The following is a 25,676-nucleotide window of genomic DNA, read 5'->3' as shown; positions in this document are numbered from 1 at the left end:
AGTTCCTTGTCGTATTCCCCACACGTGTGGGGGTGATCCCGACCCGTACATGGTTCGATACCAAGCTCTGGTGTATTCCCCACACGTGTGGGGGTGATCCCGCCTACACGACGGCGTTGGACGAACGAATCAAGTATTCCCCACACGTGTGGGGGTGATCCCCAGTCTCCGAGTTGGACCTCCAACCCGTCTTTGTATTCCCCACACGTGTGGGGGTGATCCTGTGATTGTCGTTATCTTTAAGACCATCATTGAGTATTCCCCACACGTGTGGGGGTGATCCTAGAGCGTTCGCCGCTAAAAACGGTGTGGAAATGTATTCCCCACACGTGTGGGGGTGATCCTGATAAATTCACAAAGTTGATTAAAATTCGGGGGTATTCCCCACACGTGTGGGGGTGATCCCCAGGTCAGCCATGACCCGGCCAACTATCCTGAGTATTCCCCACACGTGTGGGGGTGATCCCGATAACGGCAAGCCTGACCCGGTCTCACGCCGGTATTCCCCACACGTGTGGGGGTGATCCTGGTTCGAGGACATGCGGGACACCTTCAGATGGGTATTCCCCACACGTGTGGGGGTGATCCCGAGGCGGCGGCCATGGATGCCAGCTTAATCAAGTATTCCCCACACGTGTGGGGGTGACCCGGTTACAGTCAGTAGCAGCGGTCTTAAGGGTAAGTATTCCCCACGCATGTGGGGGAATTTTCTCAGAAGCAAAAGTGACCACCTTTGGAATATTAACGAAAATAGCCTAGAACCCGCCATCGCTTTAACGATAAGGAGTTCTAGGCTATTTATTGTCGTTTTGAATCAATAAACCCACTGGTCGGGTTTCCGGTTTACATATGAACGATTGCGCCACCATCTTTAATGTGAGTGGTCTTCTTAGCGGGATTCTTCAAGCTGTACTTGAAGGCGTTCATCTTTTCTTTTTTGTAGGAAGCATAGTCGGTGAGTAGTAACAACTTGCCCTTACGGTAAAGAACGCTGTCACTATGACCGCCTAAGACCATGCCACTTTTTTGGGTATGGCCCACGATACGGTAGACGTGAGTCCGCAGCTTCTTATACTTAAGATTGACCGTCTTTATTTGGGACATATTGGAATATTGAATGATGTAGTGCTTGCTAGCAATCTTGTAAAAGTAGCCGAATCCCTCAGCTGAGCTGGTTCGCTTACCTTGGTAAGTGCCCCGTAAGACCTTAGGCGTTCCCTTGTGCCAGGAGGCAGCATCGGCACTGGATTGATTGATGGAGACACCGATGAGACAAAATGCGGCAATGATCAATAACTTAACAACGGTCTTCTTTTTCATGGTATGTATCTCCCTTTATTTATGATAAGGACGAGTCATCTATTTTTCTAAACTCTGAACGTACTTAGAGAACGATTTGCTCTCGTAGTAAAACGTGTGTCGCGGCTTCGTCTTGGTGCTGTAGGCAGCAATGATCTTGACGTGCTTGTATGCTGGAACCCGCTGTAGCTTTAATTGGTGCTTGGGATGGCCAATTTGACCAATGGTCCAGTAGCCAGCGGCCGAACGACGTGAGACGTACAGGACACTCTTCTTGCCAAAAGACCGACCGGTGACCCAACTACGCCCTAGCGCCACATCCCCCTGGCTATTGAGGTAGGCGTCGGTGACGGCGTGCTTCTTAATGGATAAGACGTGGTGAATCTCCCCGTTATTATCCACCTTGACCCAGGTGCCACGTATACTGGCCGGGGTAGTGGCCAGTTTAGCGGCAAACGACGATGTTCCACCCCAAAGGATGAAGATAACGGTAAAGGCGAGAATACCTAAAGTTAATTTGCGAACAGTTAATTTCATAAATGTTTTCCTCCCCGATGTTAATTTTAGTATACCGTTTTTTGAGGGGAAGGGATAGGAAAGTTTGGAGGGATATTTCAGACGGGACAAATCTGAGAATGACTTGATTGTTGGCTGAATAGGTCGGTATAAACTGTCGTTGGATTTAGTGACAGATGCTGAGATGGTATCAGGAGAGTCGTTTTTTCTTGATGGTCTGTTAGAATTTCAGTGATCATTTTCTTCATTAATATATTGGAATAATTAGTTACAGGGATGATAGTACCTGGGGAACTAAATGAAGAGGCGTCATCAAGCCAGCCAAATAAAATATCAGTGAAAAATTAATGGTAACCGGTAGAGAGCACGGTTGCCGAGTAAGAATCAACATGACAAAATTCCCCGGTAACGCGTGGCTGATAGGGCGTTACCGGGGAATTTGGATCAGTCGTTGATGGGCTGATGTCTCGGAAGCAATGGTCGACGAATTAAATCCGACAAATCAACGCATCAACGGAAGAGAATCTGGTACTTCTGGGTGCCGTCAATGCTTTGCACGGTCTCTTCTAGGCCGTCACTCAGCGCGCCATCGTGCCAGAAACTTGGATGGGCGTGACCCGTGAACGTGAAGGTATACCGTACTGGGCCCTCCGTGGTTTTGGTCACGGCTAGGTAACCGCGGTCCTGATCAGATAGGCGAACGACTTGATCTTGCTTCTTCGGATCAACATAAATTGTTAACATATCCCGCACCTCCAATTCGCATTATAGGGGATGCGGGAACAAGTTACAACATATTGGAGAATAAAATTAGGGATACCTCAACTAATTAACGAATCCCGTTATTTTGACAAACAAAAAGGACCGACAGATCATTTGCCGACCCCTCGCTTGAAGGTTAATCGTTTCCGTTCTCCGCGGAAGCGATGACCTTAAGACTATTTCCAATAGCCAAAAAGCATCACCCCCTTTCGTTTGATAAAGCTAGTCTAACGCCCAAACCGGCAAAGCTCAAGTAAAGACGCTTACCTTAATGACGCTTTAAAAGGTTGCGAATAAGTAAACTTATTAAGAAGCCGTCCAAATGGTCAAAAAGGGAACAACTCACCGCTTATGTGACAGTGATATTACAGAAAACCATTTATTGTTTCATTAGAACTACATTTAAAGCGTATTCCTTGTTTAATTACCGAAGACTGGCTATAATTTTAGTTGTAATTGAGGGATAGACAACACCAATTAGGATGCTTAAGAATTAAATCTTAACAAATTTTCTAATTTAATGTATACTATTCTTGCTTGATAGATTACATACATTATGTTTGGAGGAAGAAATTTATGCAATCAAGTTTAAAGAAGTCTCTTTACTTGGGCCTCGCTGCATTAAGTTTTGGTGCCGTTGCAACGGTTTCCACGACTGCTTCAGCTAAGTCCTATGCTACTGCCGGTGCCTACCAAACACTGAAGACAGACCCCACTAAGCGTAACGTCGCGGCAACCGGGACCAACGCTTTGTACAACCAACCAGGGACTTTGAAGGGTGCCCGGGTCGTGGCTTCTAAAGCCACGATGGCAAAGTTAGCATCCTCGAAGTCGTCCGCAGACTACTTCCGGGCTTACGGGGTCAAGACCACGAACCGGGGTTCCGTCTACTTCCGGGTTGTGACCATGAACGGCAAGTACCGTGGCTACGTTTACGGTGGGAAGTCTGTCAGTGAATTCGCTGGCGGCATCAAGTCGGCCAACACGACGACACCGGCTAATTTGCCCGCCCAAGTCAACAACTACTATCTGAAGAACGTCTCGCAAAACACCTTGTGGACTGCGCCGAAGTACACCCAATACGGTGCTTCGAAGGTCAGCTTGTACGGGGCTTCCAAGACTGATAAGTTCACGGTCGACCAAGCTGCAACCAAGACCCGTGAAGGCAGCTTGTACTATCACGTGGTCGATGCCAGCAACAACTCCGTTAACGGCTGGATCTACGCGGGCGGCCTGAGCAACACCACGCCAGCGCCAACCGCGACTGCGGATAACAGTGTCACTGTGAAGTACGTCGACAGTAGTTACAGTCCGGTTGGATCCGCGAAGACCTTTATCACGGCCGCAACTGGGACCAAGTCGGGACAAACATTGTCTGCTGACGTGGCTGCCTCTGGGAATACACCTGCCAAGACCGGTGATTTGACTGCGTTGAATGCCTTCGCGCAAGCCAACGTGCCGACTGGGTACATGGTTGATCCGACTGCTGGTAAGATTTCATCCGCAACTTACGGTAGTACTGTTCAAGTTAAGGTCGTTCAAGCCGCTGTTTCGAAGGTTGCCTTTAAGACTACAGGTGATGCGATTACCAATACTGGGACCTTCTCCGCAGCTGATTTGAACAACGGCGCTTTCCCATCCTTGGATGCTAAGCAACAATCGATCTTTGCGGGGCAGGCTGGGCAGTCGGTCCTCTCGGCAACGAGTAATCCAGTGCGGGACTTTACAACGAACGATTTATTCGCTGAAAATCCGTCAGTTGCCGGTGCTAATAAGCTTTATCGGCTAATTGGGGTAACCCAAACGGATTCTGAAGGTAAGGCTTACCACTACGACTACATCTTTGACGCTAAGGATACCAAAGATGCCAACGCGAATGCTAAGTTCGGTGACCAACTGCAATTGTTCTACACGCAGACGAAGGTTAGCGGCGCTGCACCATCGACGACTGTTAACTCTGGAAACACCAACTACATCGGCTAATTTCAGATTAAGTGGCATAGATGATTTCAGGGAACCGGTCCGGCGTGGATCGGTTCTTTTTTTATCTTCAGGGCTGGAAAGTGCGGTAGAACGGGCCAAAATCAACTGAGGAAGTTAAACAGGGAATAACTGACATGAGCTGTTAACTAAATTTGAGAGCCTCGAAAGGCTATAGTAGCAAGGATTGACCTCTCTTTTTATAAACTAATTCATAGCGGATTTAGTGAAAAGTGGAGATAAAGGTTTTTGATTGTAAGGGAGCTTGGTATACTATCCCCGTACCAAAATACTATATTTATGGGGAGATATATATAATGCAATCTAGTTTGAAGAAAACGTTGTATTTAGGTTTAGCTGCTATTAGTTTAGGGGCAGCAGCTGGATTTTCAACGCCGGCCCAAGCCGCAAGCAAGGCTAAGGTAACGTCTGACAAGGTTCTGACGACTAAAGCCGAAACTCGTAATATCAATTTGACTGGTGCTAACGCCATCTACTCAAAGCCTGGGACTGTTAAGGGTGCCAAGCTCGTCGCAACCACTCAAACGGCTAAGAACTTGAAGGACTCCACGAGTTCTCACAAGAACTTCCGTGCTTACCGTGTCGCTACCACGAACCGTGGTTCCGTCTACTACAAGGTGGTTTCCTTTGACAAGCATTCTTACCGTGGTTGGGTTTATGGTGGTAAGAGCACGTCTGCCTTTGCTGGTGGGTTAACTTCTTACGACACGTTCAAGCTTGGAACGGTTACTGATGATCAAAAGAACGGTACCTTCAAGTTGAAGAACGCCGGGACTGGTTTAGACGGTGTCACTTACACCCAACCAGCCTGGACGCAATACAAGGTTGGCCGTGCCATCTTAGACACGACTGCTTACAAGGATGCTACGTTCTCCGTCGACCAAGCTGGTTCCCGGACGCGTGAAGGCGACCAATGGGTTCACATCAAGAACCAAAACACCAAGGACACTAAGGCTGATGGTTGGATTTTAGCTTCTAACTTGACGCAAACGAATGCGTTGAACGAAGCAACTCAAATCAAAGTTAATATCGTTGATTTAAGTGGTAAGACCATCAAGTCATTCAACCAAGATGTCCAAACCAATGCTAAGGGTGCGATTGTTAAGGATGGCGTTTTGTATGATCACAACGGCGTAACGACTGCACCTACTACGCTTTCAACGACCTTTGCAGCTACTGTCAAGAAGGCACTTGATGGAACTGGATATGCTGTTTCTGCCACTGATACGGTTAACTTAAACTCTAAGGTTGCTGCCGGATCAACTTTGACTTTATATGCTAAGAAGGGTGACCAAGTAGTTACTGCTATTAAGGCATACAAAGATGAGGGCACTAAAGAAGCTACTCCACTAATCAAGGCTACTGATGACGCTGTAGCAAAGAAATTTGCAACTACTGTTGTAATGCCTACGTTAACGAAACCATTTAGCGGTACTAACGGTGTAAACTATACTGGTGCCGATGTGCAAGCAAACTTGGCTTCTAACAATGCAAGTACGTTAAGCACTAAGACGTTCTACATGGTTAAAGGTGCTACTTTAGAACAAGCATTGGATGATGCCAATGTTTCTGCAACTAAGCAAGAAGCAGAAGTCACCCCTAGAGACAATGGTAAATCTGCTCCTTCTGCAGTTGATACTCCACTGAAAGATACGCCATACCACGTTGAATACAAGTTTGCACGTGCATTTGATGGGGTCTTTGGCGCTAAGGATGATAACCACGCCACCGTATCAGCTACGGCAATTTACACGGCTACATTAGTGCCTGGTAACTCTGCATATGACAAGCCAGCGACTAGTACCAACAGTGGTTGGGCTAACTAAGCATAGATATTAGGATTGGATTACCTTTAAAAATCCAGTAGTTCCAATATAATGTATGTAATCCAAAAGAATCTGTCACGCTCATTGGGCGCGGCAGATTTTTTTGTTAGGATCTAACAGAGTAGAGTGTCCCAATGCTAGTCGTTACGGCAGCATCATGGGCAGCGTTCACTCTCCAATCTTGTCTAGTCGCTCTGATAAGTCACTGAACTTATGGGTCTTAATTTGTTATAATACCCATGTATTAGCTTACTAATACAGATAAGGGGAGATACTTATGCGAGTAGATTTAGCTAAATCCGTATACTTTGGATTAGCCGCTTTAAGTTTGGGAGCTGTGACGTCAGTTTCCACAACCGCTAGCGCTAAGAGCAAGGCTTACGTTGTGTCAAATTCAACGATGACGAGTGATCCAACCACCCGAAACGTTGAATTAACGGGGAGTAATGCCATTTACACCAAGCCAGGGACCGCCGCGGGTGCGCGGGTCGTTGCTTCGAAGTACACTGCTGGAAACTTGGCTAATTCCAAGTCTTCAGCTGATTACTTCCGAGCTTACCGGGTCGTTACGACCAACCGGGGCTCCGTGTACTACAAGGTTGTGTCCATGAGTGGTCATTACCGGGGATACATTTACGGGGGAAACAGTACCAGTACCTTTGCTGGTGGCGTTCAACCCGCTAAGACCATGACCGCTGCTGATTTACCAACCAGTAAGACAGCGACGTTCGCTAATCCCGGCACCAAGAATGTGACCTGGGCGGCACCGAAGTACACCCAGTACAAGTCGACGAAGATGGTCAAGAGCACCACGCCCTACGCCAAGGACACTCTGACGATTACCAAGGCGGCCACCAAGACGCGTGAAGGGTGGTTGTACTACTACGTGGAAGATGCCCAGAATCCGCAGGTTAACGGTTGGATCTTCTCGGACGCGTTGAAGGTGAGCGACAAGGATGCTATCGACCCACAAAACGGCATCACCTTGAAGTTCGTTAACAAGGCGACGGGCGAGGCGGTCTCTAATAAGGTCGTTGCGTTGCCGAAGGGGGCCACGACTTCCGTGACCAATTACCAAGCCATCCAACTGGCTAACGCCAATCTGCCGGTCGGCTACACGTATTCCGGTCTAGGGACCAGTGCCACGGTCAGCAAGGGCGGTTCGGTCGTCGTTTACCTGATTCAAAATCCGGCAACGACGTTGAACCTGCAAGCAAAAGTCTACAACAACGATGTTAACGATCAGAGCAATCTGCAAAACCTCTTAACGACCAACTGGCACACGGCCAAAGTGCAAGACGTACTGAAAAAGGACGCCTTCTTTAACCAGGCCGATGGCAAGAGCGTTAAGGGAAGCGAAATCGTTAAGCAGCTCAAGACGGATAAGTTAGCGAGCTTTACGGTTCCGCTGCCGACGGCTAACGGTACGACGGCGTACAAGTATGACCTGGTAACGGCACAGGATGCCGTCTTCGGGATGAAGAATACGACGACGAACGTTTACTATCAGGCGACCGAAGGCACGTTGAACAATGGTGTTTTCCAAGCCTACTAAGCTTTATTGAAGAAATGATGAGACAAGGCCAATCCGGTGAGGTTGGTCTTGTTTTGCGTAGATGCAAAATTCAGTAAACTTGTGGGGAACAATCTGTTATACTAGTGAAGATTATTAAAAACTAACATTATCCAGAGGAGAATAACTTATGCAATCACGTTTAGCAAAATCCTTATACTTAGGTTTAGCGGCCTTGAGTTTCGGGGCCGTTGCCACGGTTTCGACGACCGCCAGTGCCAAGAGTAAGGCAAAGGTCGTTTCGACGCAAAACTTGAAGACGGATGCTACGACTCGTAACGTTGAGGTAACGGGAACGAACGCCATCTACTCCAAGCCAGGGACGGTCAAGGGTGCGCGGATCGTTGCGTCCAAGTCCAAGGTCAAGACGTTAGCCGCTTCCAAGAAGTCGGCGGACTACTTCCGTGCATACGCCGTGGCTAAGACCAACAAGGGCTCCGTTTACTACAAGATCGTCTCCATGAACGGCAAGTACCGGGGCTACATCTACGGTGGGAAGAGCGCCACGACCTTTGCTGGCGGTATCCAATCCGCTAACACCATGACGGATGCTGCACTGCCAGCTAACACGACGGCTTACTTTGCAAAGCCGGGGACGGCCAACGTTACGTGGAACGCACCTAAGTACACGCAATACAAGGCTTCCAAGCAGGTGAAGAACACCACGCCATTTGCCAAGGATACGTTGAAGATCACCAAGGCGGCCACTAAGACGCGCGAAGGTTCGCTCTACTACTACGTGGAAGACGCCACGAACCCATCCGTTAGCGGCTGGATTTACAGCGGTGCCGTTACGGCCACCCAAGACACGTTCGACGCCAAGACTGACGTGAAGGTTCAATTCAAGACCACCGATGGGACATTGGTGAAGGAAACGACCTTAGCAGGCTTGAAGGCGGATTCTGACAGTAAGCTTTCCACGGCAACTGGTACGGCGGTTGGAAAAGACGTTAAGACGAAGGCCACCAATGACTGGGGTAAGGCCCTCTTATCAGGGACCGGCTACACGTACGCTGCTGGCGATTCTGTCAATGTAGCGGCAGTTTCCGCTGCTAAGACGGGTGATACGATCACCTTGTTCGTCACCAAGAACACTAACGCTGACACCAAGATCAGTTTCTACGGTGTGTCGAGTGATCTGTCACAACAGGGGACGCCTTTAACGGTCTACACGACTGATAAGACGGCTGACGCAACGACCGTAGCCTTTCCTAAGTTGTCTGCCAGCTTCACGGGTGCTAACGATGCCGCTTACACGGCTAACGACCTTCAAAGCTACTTGGCCGCTAACGGTTTGACGACGTTAGACACGCCAAGTTACACAGATAAGTCGGGTGCGAAGGTTTACACGGAGTACACCTTCAGCAGTGCCCTTGCTGGGAACTACAGTACGACGAAGAATGCCAAGGCGTTCTACACTAGCACCGTTAAGACGGGGACTTCACCAGTTGATACGCCTAAAGAAGCAACCACGACGGCTAACACAAACTACGTTGGCTAATTAAATATCACAATCATTTCAAAAACGAGCAGTTCACGATGAACTTGCTCGTTTTTTATTTGGTTTCGAAATGGAAAATGGGGGGAGGGACGAGTGCTCAACCGTCTGGTTAGTTGGCCGATACCATCAACGTGTGTTAATATGTTTATTGGCTTTATAAACAGCGCAGGTGAAATGACTTGCACCTGTCAATGTTTTTAATGAATTTATTTTGAAGAACTACATAGTTGTGAGATTAAGTAGGGGAAGATTTAGAAGAGGAGAATTTAATGAAGATCGGGAAGCATCCCTATCGAGCCTATACCGTTTGTTTTGCGGGGTTGGTTTTAGTGCTCTATGGGATTTTTATGTTAACGGGGAAATCGTTTATTTGGCAAGGGGATGGGTTGGCGCAACATTACCCCATTCTTGTAAAGTTTTATGAGTGGCTCCATCAGGGGAGCTTGACCGGCTGGGACTGGTCACTGGGATTGGGAGCGGATAAGGTCACCACCTTCTCGTATTACGTGTTAGGTGATCCATTCGCCTACCTAATCTGGTTCTTTCCTAAAGCGCACCTTGAGATGGGGTACAATCTGCTGGTGCTAGTTCGGCTGTACTTTAGTGGGCTCGCCCTGATGCTATTTGCTCGACAGCGACACTTTAAGCCGGGGAGCCAGTTGTTCGGGACCTTAGCCTATACGTTTACGGGATTTTCCCTATACGTGAGCATTCGGCACCCGTTTTTCCTGTTGCCGATGATTTTGTTTCCTCTGTTGGCCTACGGGATTGACCACATCTATCGGGGGAAGAGCTGGTTGCCCTTGGCCGGCTTCACCGCACTTGCACTGGTGGGGAATTTTTATTTTGCCTATATCCTGGCCATTGGCAGTCTGGTCTATGCCGTCTTACGGTACTTGACCGTCCGAAAAACGGTGGTCGTTCCCTTCAGGCCTCTTTTGGGGCGGTTGTTTGGTGCCGGCGTCGTAGGGTTTTTATTGGCCGGAGTGCTATTTATCCCCTCCGTCTGGGGTGTCCTTCAATCGACACGCGCCACGGGGCATTTTGCGAACGGCTATCTCCTATATCCGTTCAGTTATTACCTGCGATTATCTAACGCCGTGCTGACGACGGGGAACCCGATGAGTTTTTGGGTGAACTTGGGCCTGACGGGACTGACCTTCTTGAGCGTCGTGTACACGCTCCGGCACTTTCGCCAGTACCGGTGGCTTAATATTGGCGTGCTCCTCCTAATCGGCGGAACCTTGTTGCCAGCGGTGGCAGCCGTGATGAATGGGGGAACGACGCCCTCCCAACGGTGGTTATTGTTGGGGAATTTGGCCTTTAGTCTAGCAGTGATGACCTTTGTGGACCATTTGACGGACTTGACCCACCGCGACCTGGTGACGTTGCTCTGGGCCAGTCTGGGGCTGTTAGGGGCCGTTTGGGTGTCGAACGGGTTCATTTACCAGAATCGACCGCACGACTTTGTGCTGTACGGCCTCTTACTGCTGACGTTACTGCTGATTTTGGCGGCCCGAGTCGCCCACTGGTCACGCCGGCAGACGTTACTAGGCCTCTTGGGGCTTCTCAGCTTGAACATCGTCGCCAACGGGTACGGGTACTTCAGCCCGAATGCCGGTGGGGCCAGTCAACAGCTGACGCCCCGCGGGGTGGCGACCAAGTTTCAGCAGACCTATTACGATGGGGCGCAGAAGTACGTGCGCCGGCAACCGGGCTTTAGTCGCAGTGTACTCAGTAACCAGTACTACTATTCAAATGAGGCGAAGACCAATCTGGGAATGAATCTGGGCACACACGACATCATGTCGTACTTCTCCATTGAGAACGGAGCGGTGGGAGACTTTAGTCAGGCCGTTGGCAATTCGCAGTTTAAGATGAACAAACCCATTAACCAAGCGGATAGTCGGACCACCCTGAGTAACCTTTTAGGCGTGCGTTATCTTTTTGCGCGAACCAATCAACGGGGCAAGCAAGCTTTGCCGTATGGGTATCGGGTCGTTAAACGCCGGAACGGAAACGTGTTAACTTACCGTGATCAACCGGTGCACAGCTTTGGGAACAACTATGGAACGATTCTGTACCAGTCGAAAAATGCGTTGCCCCTGGCCTATCTACAGGCGAAAACGCTGGATTCCCGGCAATTCGCTCGTCTGGATGGGACCGATAAAGAACAAGCGTTGACGACCGGAGCGTTGGTGGCTGATAAGGTCTCCGGTCTCCCGGTGACCCAGTACCGTTCGGCTAATCGGCAGATCAAGTACACGGTCAAGCAGGATCCCACGACGGTCATTGATAGCTTGGCTAAGGTCAAGCTGTACCGGCGACAGGGGAACCAGCTAGATCCGGAACTGGTGACGACGACCGCAACGTCCTTGCGACAAAAGAATCAGGATCGCTCCGTGAACCTGCGAAGTGACCGCCCCCGCTTGAAGCGGCTGGCTAACCAAAACCGGCGTGCCCTGGCGACGAATCGTCAGGCCAATCGGGACGGGCTAGCGGCCATGATCAGCGACAACCAGAACCAGCCGGTGACGTATCGGTTGCAGACGCAACAGTCACAACGTACGGCCAAGACGGAACTGTACTTGGAATTGAGCGGGATTAACGCCCAACGGTTGTCCATGCAGGATAAGTATCGGGGACAGGCCGCGACGAACGCTTATCGAAACCGGGCGTTTACGGGAATTCAGCGGTTGAATACCCTACGGCGGGTTCTCTGGAACCAAAATGACGGGGCCTATACGGTCAACGTGACTAGTTTCCAGAACTTTACCGGTTATTCGCAGTTGGGACAGACGAATCTGTCCGACTATCAGCCCAAGCACCGCGTCTTGCTGAACCTGGGATACTCGAAGCAGCCCCGGAAGACGATTAAGGTGACTTTCCGCGGTGTCAAGGGACTGACGTTCAAGTCCGCCCGTCTAATTGCGGTTCCGCTGGGAAAGGCCTACACGCACCGGATGCAGCAGCTGAAGCATCAGAAGTTGCGGGGCCTGCGGGTACACAATAATCGCGTCACGGGGACGGCGACCGCCCAGCAAGCGACGGTGTTGACAACGTCGATTCCCTACTCGCCGGGCTGGCACTTGACGGTCGATGGGCAGTCGGTGGCTACACAGGTCGTTAACGTGGGGTTCGTCGGTGCGCGACTGCCGGCGGGAACCCATACGGTCAAGCTGACCTATCGGACGCCCGGGTTGCGTGTGGGACTGACGTTATCGGTAATCGGGGGACTGGTCATCGTGGGGATCCTACTAGGGCCTCGACGCTGGCGAAAAAATGACGAATGAGTTAGGAGCGTTCATGCAATCACTGGTGGGCGCTTTTTTGGTTGCCATGAGTGGATGCCCGTTGTTGCTTTAAGAAAAGGTTAGGGTAGGACGGCGGATTTTATCGATGATTCGATGAACGGTTTTTTTACGGGACGACCACCAGTCAGTGCGTGTTCACCGATTAGGTAGTCAATATGTAATGCGGCAATCTAAGAGGGGACCGCCGCCAGAGCACGAATCTTAAACAGATTAAGGATTTTTAACGATGCGATGAATCCCCGTTATCTTTGCTATACTGGTGGCGTTCTTAGGAACGAGTACGTTACCTCAAAAAGGAGACTTTCATGATGCAAATCCGTTTAAAGAAATCATTATACTTAGGGTTAGCGGCTTTGAGTTTTGGTGCCGTGGCGGCGGTATCAACCACCGCAAGCGCCAAGTCCTATGCGACTGCTGGGGCTTATAAGACGTTGACGGCCGCGGCCACGAGTCGTAACGTTGCGTCTACGGGGACCAACGCCCTGTATAGCAAGCCAGGAACGGTCAAGGGGGCCAAAGTGGTGGCGTCGAAAGCGACCATGAAGACCTTAGCCGCCTCGAAAAAATCGGCTAATTATTTTCGGGCTTACGGGGTGAAGACCACTAACCGAGGATCGGTCTACTACAAGGTCGTCTCCATGGACGGCAAGTATCGTGGGTACGTCTATGGCGGTAAGAGTACGTCGACTTTCGCCGGCGGTATCAAGTCCGCGAACACCACAACGACGGCTTCCTTACCGACGCAAGTCAACAACTACTACCTGAAAGACACGTCGACGAACACGCTGTGGACGGCACCGAAGTATACGCAGTACAAGGCCTCTAAGGTGAGCCTGTTAGGCGCGGTGAAGACGGACAAATTTACGATTGACAAGGCGGCCACCAAGACGCGTGAAGGGTCACTCTACTATCACGTGACCGATACGGCAGATTCATCGGTATCTGGCTGGATCTACGCCGGTGGGTTAACGACCACGGCACCAGCGACGACCGCGACCGATAATAACAGTGTGACGGTCAAGTACGTGGATGCCAACTATAATTCGGTGGGGTCCTCGTCCGACTGGGTCACGTCAACGACCGGGACGACTAAGGGAGATGCTTTGAGTACGAGCGACTTGAGTTCCCTGAATACGTTCGTAAGTGCAAACGTGCCATCCGGTTACACGGTGAGTGATACCGACCTGACCAGCGCCACTTATGGCAGTACCATTCAAGTCAAGGTGGCCAAGGCCGCTACTTCCAAAGTCACGTTTAAGGCGGAAGGGTCGGCAACGACGGATACGTCAACGATTACCGCTGCCAGCTTAGCGGCGAAGGCCTTCCCATCACTGACGACCAGTGAACAAAAGATCTTTACTGGGGATGCGGATGATGCCATCGACATTAGTACGGCAACGGTCTTTACGTCTGGAAAGCTGAAGACCTTGACCGGAGCGACTGAAACGGATGCGGATGGCAATCAGACGTATAAGGTTTACACGTTTGATGCCACCACCACGAAGTCGGCTAATAGTAGTGCGAAGTATGGTGACGGCGTAACAGCTTACTACACGGTCACGACGAAGACGGGGGCTGCCCCATCCACTACGACGGATAGTGGGAATACGGATTACGTTGGGGAATGACTGACATGATGGCTTAATGTAAGCGAATGAAAGGCTCCCGTAGGGTGGTATGAATCCCGCCTGGGGAGTCTTTTTGAGTGGCATCAAGGAGCCACCCTTCTAAACGTTCCTACAGTGGATTAGATAGTTATGCTATAATACATAACAACGCTATTATTAACCCAATGGTGATTATTTAGAGGCGTTATTTTTATCGGGGAAGAGGATTTTATAGTCAATGAAAAAGATGAGTTTAGTTGTGCCATGTTACAACGAGGAGGCATCGATCCCACTATTTTATCGAACGGTGAAGGAAGTTTTTCATCAAATGACACTGGCTGGGACCGAGATCATACCGGAATACGTCTTTGTTGATGATGGCTCGACGGATCATACCTTAGCGGAGCTGCAAGCGTTGCACAGGGAACATACGAAAACCGTGCATTATCGGTCGTTCTCACGGAATTTCGGGAAGGAATCGGCACTACTGGCGGGGCTGCAAGCGACCACGGGGGATTATGTGGCGGTCATGGATGTTGATTTGCAGGATCCGCCGGAGTTGTTGCCCAAGATGCTGAAGATGATAGAGGCAGAAGACTACGATTGTGTGGGGACGGTTCAACGTGAACGACGCGGTCAAAGCCGGGTACGGGCGTTTCTGTCGACCAGTTTTTACCGGGTAATTAATCGGATCTCAGGCGTCCATATCGAGCCGAATGCCCGTGATTATCGCCTAATGACCCGCCAATTCGTGGACACCGTGATTGAGTTGCCCGAATTTAATCGTTTTTCCAAGGGGCTCTTTAGCTGGGTCGGTTTTAAAACAACCTATTTAGCCTATGAAAGCCAGCCCCGGGCAGCGGGAACGACACATTGGAGCTTACGACAGTTGTTTGCTTACTCGATTGAGGGAATCATCGATTTTTCGGACGTACCGTTGAAGTTGGCGACCTGGGTCGGCAGCGGATCGTGCTTGCTGTCATTGGTTGGCTTGATCATCGTAATGGTGCGGGCGCTCACGGTTGGTGGGTCAGCCGCTGGATGGCCGTCGTTAGTGGTGATTATGTTGTTGATTGGTGGGATTCAACTCTTTTGTTTGGGCATCCTCGGTCAGTACATTAGTAAGATCTATCTGGAAACCAAGCATCGACCACAGTATTTGGTTCGTGAGGAACGCTAAGCGTGCGTTGCTCTAACAGAAAAAAGGGCAAACTAAAAAGAGTCACCAATTGGTGGCTCTTTTTAGCATACCTTGTGTTGGAATCCGAGGGTGGCAGTTCTGCATATCGGCAAAAGCTAGAGGTTTTGGGGTGTTATAGGAAATGCCGATGTGTCGTTATCTTAGGTAGAAAGGATCTAGAATGGCCCTCGAATCAACTACATTCCATGATAAGGTAATCGGATAATTTAATCAATCCCTGACCATTAAGTGTCAACGTAGGGACAATGCAAGGGTGGTTGGAAGAATAAAGTTTGGTAACATACTTAAAAAAATATTCTTTGGTAAATGATTTGAAAGGATTAAGAATTCAAACGATTCAACCCGTTTACGATGTAAAACATAGCTAGTACGATTATTTGTCGGCTAATAACGGCAAAATCCTTAATCGGCCGGCAATCCGTAAAGATTGTACTAATCTCACGGTTATCAGGCTTTCCATCCACCTACCAAAACGTTTTTGAAACCGATATCATTTCAAAATAATATAACATCTCAACGGATTCAGCCATCTTTATTTGCACACAAATAAAGATGTGGACAAAGAATAAATGTGGTGCTAATATACTCATGAACCATCGATGGGGAATCACCTGATAACTTTAAAAATGACGTGCAGGGACCCGCGGCTAACCGGTTAGGCGCAGGGCTGCCCGCACGATTGACTGATAATCAAGCACGGGCTGAGAGATGAGGGACCATGATGCGATTTGCCAAGATCCTGGTGATGTCGTTGAGCCTGTTTACGGTTGGCTGGGGGCAACTGACCCCGGCCCACGCCGCGAGCGATCAGCAGGCCTCCCGCTATTCGGTCTACCTAACGCCCCCAACGGCCAGCGGTTCCAGTGACGCGACCGTCATCAATGGAAGCGCTAACGACCAGATCACCGGGTCGTCCGCGAAGACGCCGTCGACCGCAACGACCGCCCGGGGGACCAGCTCAGTCACCGTGCTGGGCCAGCAACCCACGAAGTCCTCGTGGCTGGGCCGTTTGCCCCAGACGTCCGAACAGACCTGGGGCGGGCTCACCTTATTGGGCATCATCTTACTGTTACTGTTTTGGGTATGGAAGTTAAGCCGGCGCGACCGGCGTTCATAAATGAGGAGTGTATCGACTATGACTAAAAAGACTTTACAATTACTAGCATCCGTTGCCGTTGTCGCCGGCCTGGGGTTCACCGGCGTGACCGCCAACGCCGATTCGACCACGAGTACCGGCACCACCACGACCGGGAACGTCACCTTGACGGCCGGCACGACCGACCCCGATAACCCGGGTGGGGACGCTGGCGGGATCAACCTGAAGACCGTCCCGTACGTGAACGTTCCCAGCACCGCCATCACCGGTTCCGACCAGAGCGTGACCGGGACCGTCAGCGCCACTGAATCCGGCACGTCGAACGACGGGGTCGTCCAAGTGGTCAACCCCGGGCACAAGAGTGACTGGACCGTCCAAGTCGCCGCCACGGCTTTCAAGAGCAGCGACGACACCATGAACGCCAGCACGCTGGTCCTGGGGACGCCGACCATCGCCAACGCCGACACGGACGGCACCGGGGTCGCACCGTCGACCCTGAACCAGGCCATCACCTTCAACACCGGCGAGGCCACGGCCAACCAAAACGTGGAAGCGGCCGACTACTCGACCAACAAAGAAGGGGTCGGGACCTGGAACACGACCTATTCCGGCGCCACGCTGAACCTGAAGGCCGGTAACGTTGCCGGGGCTTACCAATCCACGCTGACCTGGACGTTGACCAACACGCCAACGGCTTAAGCAGTGACCGATGCCGGGTAAAGGGGGGCGACACGATGCGGAGACTCACGCTACTGGTGGTGGCCGCGCTCGTCTTTAGCGGCGGGGGACCGTCCCTGGTGGGGCTGGCCAGCACGCGGACCTCGACCGCCAACGTCGAATTGGCGCCGGGGACCGACACCACGCCGGTCAAACCGGTCGACCCGGACGGTTCCGGTGGGGCCTTTCCGGGTGACGACCTGGATCCCGATAATCAGGGGACCGGGTCGCGCGGTCTACTGACGCTGGACTACGTCTCGAACCTGGCGTTTCAGCAGCAGGCGACTAAAGCCGGGGTGATCACCGCCACGGCCACGAACCAGCGGGCGTTCGTTCAGATCAGCGACCGCCGGGGGACCGGCACGGGCTGGAGCCTGTTGGTCAAGCCGACCACCCTGGTGGGCCAGCAGGACCAGGATTCGCTGATGGCGGCGACCCTGACGCTGGGCAAGGCGTTCTTCCTGTCATCAGGCAGCAACGCCAGTCACACGCCCCAGGTCATGACCGGCAGCACGCAGGCCCTGCCACTGAACAGCTACTCGCTGGTCGCCACCGCGCAGGACGTGCCGGGCCAGCGCCAGGGCGTGGGTACCTGGCTGCTGCGGTTAAACACTAGCACGACGGCGCCGACCAGTTTGAACGTGTCGGCCGCGGCCGTGACCACGGCGCAGACCTATGCGGGCACGCTGTCGTGGCTGCTGACCGATACGCCCCAGTAAATCAACAACCCAAGTGGGGGTAGCGGTGGCTAAGCAGCCATCGCTATTTTCACGTTTGTCACGTGCCGACCGGGGCGACCCGTTGCCGGCAATTTGAGAGTTAACGGAGGTCGATGAAAGATGAGAAGAATGGGACCATGGTTCCTTGTCCTGCTGGTGATGGGACTGGTGCTCGGCGGTGATCAGGTCACGGCCCGCGCCGAGAGCGTCGGCTACACCGTCAACGCCGTTTTACCCAAGAATCAGGACGACCAGAACGCCTCGTACTTCGCGCTGCGGGTCAAGCCCAATCAGCGGCAGAAGCTGGCCATCGTGATCGGCAACCAGACCAGCCAGACCCAGACGTACAAGGTCACCGTCAATCAGGCCGTGACCAACGCCAACGGGGTCATCGACTACAGCCAGGTCAAGCCGGCCCGCGACAGTTCCCTGAAGGTCGGCATCCAGGACATCTTCGACCAGACCACGCTGCCGACGGTCACGGTCAAGGCCAAGCAGACCAAGAAAGTCTACGTGACCTACCACATGCCCAGCCAGAAGATCCGCGGGATGATCCTGGGCGGCATCAACGTCAAACGGGTCACCATCAGTGCGCAGAAGAGCAAGAAGGGCGTGACCATCAACAACAACTTCGCCTACGTGATCGGGTTACGCCTGCGCGAATCGTCCGTGGACGTGGGGCCGAACATGCAGCTCCTGTCGGTGAAGGCCGGCCAGACCAACTCGTTGAACCAGGTCGAGGCGACGCTCCAGAACCCGGAACCGGGCATCATGCACAACCTGAAGGTCAAGGCCAAGGTCACCCGGGCTGGCAGTACCAAGACGCTGCTGCAAAACGAAAAGCGCAACCTGGCGATGGCCCCGAACAGCCACTTTCGCTACGCCATCCCCTGGGGAGACACGCAGCTATCCGCCGGGACCTATACGCTGACGCTGGACGCCACGGCCAAGGGCGGGTACCACTGGCACTTCGTCAAGAACTTCACCGTGACCAAGGCGGAGGTCGGGGCGCTGGCCAATAAGTATAACCAACCACAGCGCAACTACTTCTGGTGGTTCGTGGCCGGGGGAATCCTGATCCTCTTGCTCCTGATCATTATTATTTACCTATTATGGAAGAATCGTCGCCGGAATCGCGACGGGGAACCGGACTAAGGCCCGTTTTTGGGGGGAATCAACATGCGACTGATGAAATTAATCATGACGCTGACCGTGGCCGTCGCGGCGGTGACACTGGGGAGCCTCAGCGCCCACGCGGACGACCTCAGCTGGGCGTTGGCCAGCGCTCCCCAGGGCATCACGGCCAGCGAGTACTTTACCACGGGGGGCAAACCGGCCGCCAGCGGATACAGCAATGACGCGTCGATCATTACGAACCCGAACACCAACACCAAGAGCGTGGTGCAGGTCACCAAGGACACGACCAACCAGGTGGGTTCCATCTGGTCGAACGACGCCTACGCCTTCGATCTGACTAAGAAACAAACGGCGTCGATGTGGGTCTACTTCAGTGGCTACCAGAGTGAAGCCGCCGACGGGATGGCGCTGGTCCTCCAGAACTCCTCACGCTCGGCGCTGACCCAGATGCAGTCGGGGCAGACGTCCTGGTACGGGGAGACGCTGGGGGTCTGGGGCTCCGACGTCGACAGCAGCGACATCTCACAGGTCACCGGGTCGGCCATCCAAAACAGCTGGGCCCTGGAATTCGATACCCGGGGGAACAACCAGACGCTGACGACGGATAACTATACGACCTTGGGGGTCGGCTTCGATGCCCTGAACAGTTATCCGCATATCGCCTGGGGGTACCCCGCGAGTTCGAGTACCTACCTGCAGGACTCCGTGGTGGTCCCGGGACTCCTGGGAATCAAAAAGACCACCCACTACGCCTACCAGATGCAACACCGCGGGACCATCATGGACGGCACCACGACCATGCTGGCCAACGGCAAGTGGCACCACATCACGGTGTCCTGGAATCCGACCAGTAGCACCTTGTCGTACACCTGGGATGACCGGGTGCCGATCCCGCGTCAGACCGGGTCGACCACGATTCCCGCCAATGCTGGGCAACCGCAGACCGGGACCACCAAGTCGTTGACGCTGGACACCAGTCAGTTTTACCAGAACAGCACGCAGGCCTATAGTCAGAGCAGTGGCAAGCTGATCTGGGGATTCACCGGGTCGACCGGGTCCGACACCGAAAATAACCTGGTCATCTTCGACCAGATGCCCGGGCTGGTCGACGCCACGGCCAGTGCGACCATCACCGACACCACGACCGGCAAGACGGTCGGCGCCGGCGATGCGGTCACGGGCAACGACCACGCGCGGATCGACTACCAGGCCACCTACAATTCGGGGACCGCGAACTGGACCAACCTCACGGCCAACCTGACCCTGCCGACGAACATCACCTATAAAAAGGCGACCGTGACCTACGCGGACAGCAGCCTGGCCACCAAGACCTACGACCTGTCGGGGCTGACCAGTCAGGCGGCCTCGTACGCGTTGCAGAGTCTGGACAGTGATAACGACGTCGCGAAGATCTCGGTGACCGGGACGTTCGATAACCCGGCGACCACCACGGCCACCAGCGTGAGCGCCGCGACCAGCGAATTCACGGGGGATGAGGCGCTGGTCCAGGCCACGACCAACGCCTTCACCATCAAACACCAGACGTCCGACCTGGTCCTCAGCGTGGACAACAGTCTGCCCATCTCGACCACGACGGGTTCTGACGTGACGGTGACCGGGAAGGTGGCCACGGCGGACGGGGACGTGCCGTCCAGCACGGTGACCATCCATCCGACGTTGAACGATGACGACCTGAGCAACGTGACCCTGGCGTCGGACGGGACCTACAGCCTGACGATTCCGGCGGCCAAATTGAACGAGGGCAAGAACACGCTGATCCTGACGGCGAGCGACGACGCGGACGATTCGGCACCGGCCGTGACGGTGCCCATCGTGGTGGGGACGCTGGAATTCGGGACCGTCTCGACGGACGCGGACTTTACCACCACCGCGCTGACCGGGAGCAGTCAGAACATCGCGACCGACGGCGACTGGGCGCTGAACGTCAAGGACACCCGGGGGACCGGCAGCAAGTGGGCGCTGTACGCCCGGGTCAGCTCCCCGTTTGTTTCCTCAGGCACCCAACTCAGCGGGAACCTGGTCTACGAGGATGCGTCCGGCAACGAGCAGACCATTGGCGACAGCAACACCCTGATCGAAAGTCACGAGACCACCAGCAGTGACAGCGCGACCACGACCGACGTGGCCGGCAGCTGGAGCAGCTCTAAGGGCCTTTTGATGCACATTAATGGGAATAACACGGCCGGCACCTACAGCGGGGAGATCACCTGGACCCTCCAGGACGCCCCGTCGTAACCGCCGACCGTTAAAAAACAGCCCCACGACCATCCAAATGACGGTCGCGGGGTTGTTTAGCATGTCTAGGTAAAGTTAAAGCTCAGTTCCGGTAACTGATCGGCGTGCGCCTTGACCCGCTCGGGGAGGTCGGTCGCCGCCAGGAGGGGCCGGAGGTCGTTGGTGCCGTACGCGCGGAACAGGAGGTCCAAGACGTCGCCGTTGGCCGGTAGCTGGCCCAGCTCGACCTGCCAGTAGACCAGTTCGGGCAGGTGCAGGATCAGGGACATGTCGGAGACCGTGGTGCCGGGCATGGTCAACCGGACGCAGCGCAATAGGCCGCCGTAGGGGTAGCGGGCGGGCGAGGTCCGGGCCAAGCGCTGAGCGACGTTGTCCTGGTCGGGCCAGGGCAGCCGCATGCGCCGGAGCCGCCAATGGGCCTCGGTGAAGACCCGGTCCTTGAGGGCGTCCAGGACGGCCACGGGGTCCGGCGCCACCAGCAGTTGGGACAGCATGCCGGGGTCCAGGTCGAAGAGCTCGGTGAAGATGCGGTCGTACTTGGGCGTGAAGGCGTGATCGGTCGACCGCTCGAGGTGCTGGTAGAACCAGAGGGGCAGTTGATAGACCACGAGGTCCTCGGCCAACATGTCCCAGTCGTCCCGAAAAATCTCCCGTCGCAATGTCACTAAAATTTCCCCGGTCGTGTGCTGTGGCACCGTGACCACCTCCTCTTGGATTTGTACAGTCAGCATACCAAACCCAGCTAACGGCTGCATGGGAGCTTGCTAAGAATTTGAAAAGAAAATCGAATAATCACGATATAAAATTATTTATAGTTCGCTCTTTTGCCGATGAATCATTTAACCCAAAAAGCATGAGTCCCCAATAATATCAATCCCTATGCAAATGACACTTTTAATAACGCATGAGCTAATACCTTGCCAATGTTCGTTTTTTATGGCACTCTAGCGGTGGTAAGGATAATTGGTAAGTGAGTGAACCGTCTATCCGTTACCATCAGCCCCACGACAACAGAATACAGGAGGAATTCAGGACCATGGGACCGTTGAAAGGCTTGAGTCAGGAGTTGTTACATAGTGTACGACAGGGGGAAATCTTACATCTGGGACGGTTGAAGCTTGCCGATGTGGTGGTGAAGGTCGCCAGTGATCAGTTGGAGATCGATTGGGAGCACCTCATTTATCTGAAGAACGTGCGGGGTGCCAACCGGCAGAGCCACACCATCATCTGGACCAGTACGGCGGGCTTCTTCAAAGTCGACCTGGGCGCCCAACAGGTGGTCAACCTGCGCGCCAACACCGGGGTGCTGTGCTGGTTGGACATGCAGGTCTACGTGGACCAGTACAACCAAGCCCAACAGGGACGGGTCCCGATTGAGTCGTCGTTGATGTACGTGCTGGGGAATCTGCGGTTAGTCCAAGCGGGGAACAAGGACGATAAGCAGCAGAACTGGCTGAACGGCGCCATGGTGGAGACCCTGAATGCGACGACTCGGAAGAAGGAATCCCTGGTCCTCCTGGATGAGAACGTGGAGGTTCTGATCAACGAGGCGCCGGAAAAACTCCGGCGGCGGATCAAGTGCGCCAACTGGATTCACAGCGAGCAACAGAAGCACTTGAAGTTAGTCAATCATCAGCACGACAAAGACTACGATAACCGGGACCTGTACGGGTACGCGCACCACCAAGCGCAACGGGCCCACCTGCACGAGCAACACGTCAGCCGCGACACGCTGTTGGTGCAACAAGCGTTAGCGGTTTACGAGGTCGTAGCGCCGGCGGAAGTGGTGCGCAAGCTGGTCCAACGGCTCCGCAACAACACGGGGAACCGGTTATAAATTTGTAAATCGTTGAGGAGATGACCGCGGTGGTCTGGTCAACAATCAAATTTAACAAAAAATTTTACACGCATGTGATTTGTTTACAGTGTAGTCATTTGTTCTATGGTACAATACCAAGAGTATCAGCTTAACCCCTCAGTATTTTGGGTGCTAGGTTGGTTCGCGATGATGATGTTTGGGTAAGTGCCGTTGGGGTGTCACAGATGGCGCTTACCGTGAGGAGGAAGAGAGTCATGACAGAAGTTGATGAAATGGCGGTCGACATCGAACGAATTCATCAATTGAATTCGGTCTTACGTCCGTTTATCAAGCGGCCAAGCAGCGGGGATGCGGTCACTTTTGAGCAGTACCGGATTTTACATGAATTAGTGAAGGAAAAGACCAGTACCAGTGAGCTGTCACGGCGGTTAAACGTCGGGCAATCCATGATTTCCATTCAGATCAGCCGGCTGCTGAAGAATGGGTACATCAAGGATGAGACCCTGCCGACCGATCGGCGGTACCACGTCTTTCAGATTACCGACCACGGCAAGGCGGTCCACGAGCACGTCAGTCTGGTGCTCGCCCACGAATTGCCGCAGTTGATGAACAAATTAGCCTCTTACGTAAAAGTTTGACTAAAAAAGCAGCCCCGTCTCGGTCGCAAATCACGACTGGGACGGGGCTGTTTTTTTGCCTATTCGGCCGCCTCGAGCTTTTCTTCTGGTTCTGGCAGGGGCTGACCTTCAGTGTCGACTAATTGTAATTCCGTTTGCCGGATGACCACGAGATCACCGAAGGAATCGATCTTGTCGGTTTCTTTCTTCTTTAATTGGTCGGGTTCCACCTTGACCAACGCGGAGTGCTCGTACATCTTGGTGATACTCCCGTAGAATGAAGTTGAAAACAGTTCGGTTTCCTTGCAGTAAACCCGGTCATTTTCGTGTAAAGCCATGAATGATCGTCCCCCATTAAAAGTAATTTCTAACAGAGTAAGGGGTAACGGGGTAAAAGTCAAGGGAAATTCCGAAAATTACCGAATAATCGCGAACAATCCCGCTGGTCAGGCGATAAAACGTCAGTTATCTTTCCTTACGCCTTAACTGGGCGATACGGTCCTGAATGGCGAAACTCTGGAGCAGCTCCGTCTGCTTGGCCGTCTGGGCGGCCAGGTCGCTCAAGAAGTCGAGCTCCAGGTCGTCCAGGGGCGCCTGGTCCTGCGCCGCCGTCAACAGGGCGTCGACGGCCTGGCCCACCTGGGCGTTGGCCCGCTGGAGCGTGGCGAAGGCTGCGGTGCTGGCGAGGCCGGCCGCCCGGGTGGGGAGTGGGGTGCTGGGGTGTGCCGCCGGGGCCGCGGCGCTGGTGGTCTGACTGGCCGGAGCCACGGCCACCGGCGTACCGGTAGCGGCCGGCGACTTGGCGGGCACGCTGGCGTCGAAGTAGTAGTAGACCTCCCGCGGTTTGAGGGCGGCCTTTTGGATTCGGTGGTCGATCGACGGGGCGGCGGAGACGGCGCCCATCACCACGGAGGCCGCGTAGCCCAGTGCCCCCAGCATCTCCCGCAGCTTCACGGCGCGGATGCCCCGAATGCCGGGAAACTTGGTGGCCGAGACCTCTTCGGTTTGTTGTTCGTCTTGGAGCCAGGCGATAATCTGCTTACGGATCTTGGCCGCCTGGCTGTTCTTGGTGTTTGCCATGAATGTCATCCTCCAAATCATGGAACGTCTTAATACTCCTATTAGACCATCTTTCGGTGGGTCGGCGCAAGCGTTGGCCGGGGGTCGTCGGGGTTTTTTCGCCGTTTTTTAGGGAGATGCCAATTTTTTAAGGGAAGTATGGTACAATCAACGCATAGAGAAATTTTAAGTAGTGTCGCAACCTTATGAGCGACACAGGCTGAGATGACCGGTCGTACCGGTGATTCCCGTCGACGGGAAGCTTCCACGCCATGGCGCGACCATGGTGAGCTGGGAGGCGGCACGGTGGCGTGCGCCTTCCTTTTTGCGTGCGTGGGCCAGCAGCCAGTTTGAAAGAATATAGGAGTGAACGATTTTGCATATTTTTAGAGATGAAAACGGTATTCGCCTCGTAGTCTCTCACCAACTGGGACACTATGCCGCGCGCTTTGCGGAATACGCTCCGGAACAGGAGTTCATCAACTACGAGTTGCGCCGGGATTCAAAACGTGGCCGTTATCATCTGACCATCGAAAAGACCAACGTTCCCGAACTCGACCAACAAGTCTTCAAGAAAGAGCTGGTTTTCGGTGACTTGGGAGACAGCCTCACGCCCATTGCCGGCGTTACGTTAATGTTAATTTAGCAAGTGTGAA

The 25,676-nt window shown here is 53.2% G+C and carries 21 protein-coding genes and 1 CRISPR repeat array (1 of these 22 running past the window's edge); of the genes, 15 read left to right on the top strand and 6 right to left on the bottom strand.

The window, feature by feature from the left end:
- A CRISPR array of direct repeats spans nt 1–649; the repeat unit is 28 nt; unit sequence GTATTCCCCACACGTGTGGGGGTGATCC (it extends 174 nt beyond the left edge of the window).
- Between the two features lie 194 nt (nt 650–843).
- The 3 genes from FD37_RS11455 to FD37_RS11445 form a co-directional block, all read right to left on the bottom strand.
- Complete coding sequence (locus FD37_RS11455; protein ID WP_056965361.1) at nt 844–1,320, bottom strand: hypothetical protein; 477 nt, start codon at nt 1,318–1,320, stop codon at nt 844–846.
- A 39-nt stretch (nt 1,321–1,359) separates the two neighbouring features.
- On the bottom strand, nt 1,360–1,836 hold the full coding sequence (locus FD37_RS11450; RefSeq protein WP_056965360.1) for a hypothetical protein: 477 nt from the start codon (nt 1,834–1,836) through the stop codon (nt 1,360–1,362).
- A gap of 489 nt (nt 1,837–2,325) precedes the next feature.
- Nucleotides 2,326–2,559, bottom strand: a complete 234-nt coding sequence (locus tag FD37_RS11445) for a hypothetical protein (protein WP_056965359.1) — start codon at nt 2,557–2,559, stop codon at nt 2,326–2,328.
- Nucleotides 2,560–3,153: 594 nt separating this feature from the next.
- On the opposite strand from FD37_RS11445, the gene FD37_RS11440 reads away from it, so the two are divergent.
- The 12 genes from FD37_RS11440 (at nt 3,154) to FD37_RS11385 (ending at nt 21,525) form a co-directional block, all read left to right on the top strand.
- Complete coding sequence (locus tag FD37_RS11440; RefSeq protein ID WP_056965358.1) at nt 3,154–4,560, top strand: hypothetical protein; 1,407 nt, start codon at nt 3,154–3,156, stop codon at nt 4,558–4,560.
- Between the two features lie 314 nt (nt 4,561–4,874).
- On the top strand, nt 4,875–6,404 hold the full coding sequence (locus FD37_RS11435) for a hypothetical protein (protein ID WP_056965357.1): 1,530 nt from the start codon (nt 4,875–4,877) through the stop codon (nt 6,402–6,404).
- A gap of 385 nt (nt 6,405–6,789) precedes the next feature.
- The gene (locus tag FD37_RS11430) at nt 6,790–7,959 is read left to right on the top strand and encodes a GW dipeptide domain-containing protein (protein WP_235807871.1); all 1,170 of its coding nucleotides are present in this window, start codon (nt 6,790–6,792) and stop codon (nt 7,957–7,959) included.
- Between the two features lie 148 nt (nt 7,960–8,107).
- Complete coding sequence (locus FD37_RS11425; protein WP_056965355.1) at nt 8,108–9,478, top strand: hypothetical protein; 1,371 nt, start codon at nt 8,108–8,110, stop codon at nt 9,476–9,478.
- A 269-nt stretch (nt 9,479–9,747) separates the two neighbouring features.
- Nucleotides 9,748–12,771, top strand: a complete 3,024-nt coding sequence (locus FD37_RS11420) for a YfhO family protein (RefSeq protein WP_056965354.1) — start codon at nt 9,748–9,750, stop codon at nt 12,769–12,771.
- Nucleotides 12,772–13,100: 329 nt separating this feature from the next.
- A complete protein-coding gene (locus FD37_RS11415; protein ID WP_082605187.1) occupies nt 13,101–14,420 on the top strand; it encodes a hypothetical protein in 1,320 nt (439 codons plus the stop codon).
- A gap of 217 nt (nt 14,421–14,637) precedes the next feature.
- The gene (locus tag FD37_RS11410; protein WP_056965352.1) at nt 14,638–15,579 is read left to right on the top strand and encodes a glycosyltransferase family 2 protein; all 942 of its coding nucleotides are present in this window, start codon (nt 14,638–14,640) and stop codon (nt 15,577–15,579) included.
- A gap of 742 nt (nt 15,580–16,321) precedes the next feature.
- On the top strand, nt 16,322–16,717 hold the full coding sequence (locus FD37_RS11405) for an LPXTG cell wall anchor domain-containing protein (protein WP_056965351.1): 396 nt from the start codon (nt 16,322–16,324) through the stop codon (nt 16,715–16,717).
- Between the two features lie 18 nt (nt 16,718–16,735).
- Nucleotides 16,736–17,395, top strand: a complete 660-nt coding sequence (locus FD37_RS11400) for a WxL domain-containing protein (RefSeq protein WP_045806348.1) — start codon at nt 16,736–16,738, stop codon at nt 17,393–17,395.
- Between the two features lie 35 nt (nt 17,396–17,430).
- Nucleotides 17,431–18,132 carry a WxL domain-containing protein gene (locus FD37_RS11395; protein WP_056965350.1) on the top strand — a complete coding sequence of 234 codons (702 nt, stop codon included), beginning with the start codon at nt 17,431–17,433 and terminating at the stop codon, nt 18,130–18,132.
- Between the two features lie 120 nt (nt 18,133–18,252).
- On the top strand, nt 18,253–19,287 hold the full coding sequence (locus tag FD37_RS11390) for a WxLIP family cell surface protein (protein WP_082605185.1): 1,035 nt from the start codon (nt 18,253–18,255) through the stop codon (nt 19,285–19,287).
- Between the two features lie 24 nt (nt 19,288–19,311).
- The gene (locus FD37_RS11385; RefSeq protein ID WP_056965349.1) at nt 19,312–21,525 is read left to right on the top strand and encodes an L-type lectin family protein; all 2,214 of its coding nucleotides are present in this window, start codon (nt 19,312–19,314) and stop codon (nt 21,523–21,525) included.
- A gap of 65 nt (nt 21,526–21,590) precedes the next feature.
- On the opposite strand, the gene FD37_RS11380 is transcribed toward FD37_RS11385, so the two are convergent.
- Nucleotides 21,591–22,256 carry a hypothetical protein gene (locus FD37_RS11380; RefSeq protein ID WP_147007747.1) on the bottom strand — a complete coding sequence of 222 codons (666 nt, stop codon included), beginning with the start codon at nt 22,254–22,256 and terminating at the stop codon, nt 21,591–21,593.
- 305 nt (nt 22,257–22,561) lie between these two features.
- Between FD37_RS11380 and FD37_RS12970 the strand changes: the two genes are divergently transcribed.
- On the top strand, nt 22,562–23,362 hold the full coding sequence (locus tag FD37_RS12970; protein ID WP_056965347.1) for a hypothetical protein: 801 nt from the start codon (nt 22,562–22,564) through the stop codon (nt 23,360–23,362).
- A 236-nt stretch (nt 23,363–23,598) separates the two neighbouring features.
- Nucleotides 23,599–23,982 (top strand): MarR family winged helix-turn-helix transcriptional regulator, encoded by a 384-nt coding sequence (locus FD37_RS11370; protein WP_045806353.1) that lies wholly within the window; start codon nt 23,599–23,601, stop codon nt 23,980–23,982.
- Between the two features lie 59 nt (nt 23,983–24,041).
- On the opposite strand, the gene FD37_RS11365 is transcribed toward FD37_RS11370, so the two are convergent.
- Both FD37_RS11365 and FD37_RS11360 read right to left on the bottom strand, forming a co-directional pair.
- Entirely contained in the window at nt 24,042–24,299 is a 258-nt protein-coding gene (locus tag FD37_RS11365; RefSeq protein ID WP_045806354.1) for a hypothetical protein, read from the bottom strand.
- Between the two features lie 127 nt (nt 24,300–24,426).
- Nucleotides 24,427–25,041 carry a hypothetical protein gene (locus FD37_RS11360; protein WP_056965346.1) on the bottom strand — a complete coding sequence of 205 codons (615 nt, stop codon included), beginning with the start codon at nt 25,039–25,041 and terminating at the stop codon, nt 24,427–24,429.
- A 355-nt stretch (nt 25,042–25,396) separates the two neighbouring features.
- Here FD37_RS11360 and FD37_RS11355 point away from each other — a divergent pair, with 355 nt between their 5' ends.
- Nucleotides 25,397–25,666 carry a hypothetical protein gene (locus tag FD37_RS11355; protein ID WP_045806356.1) on the top strand — a complete coding sequence of 90 codons (270 nt, stop codon included), beginning with the start codon at nt 25,397–25,399 and terminating at the stop codon, nt 25,664–25,666.
- The last annotated feature ends 10 nt before the right edge of the window (nt 25,667–25,676 follow it).

Origin of the sequence: Levilactobacillus spicheri DSM 15429, assembly GCF_001435095.1 — a bacterium.
In the GTDB taxonomy this organism is placed as follows: Bacteria; Bacillota; Bacilli; order Lactobacillales; family Lactobacillaceae; genus Levilactobacillus; species Levilactobacillus spicheri.
Note: the sequence above shows the minus strand (reverse complement) of the source record. Positions and strands in the feature narration are given on the sequence as shown.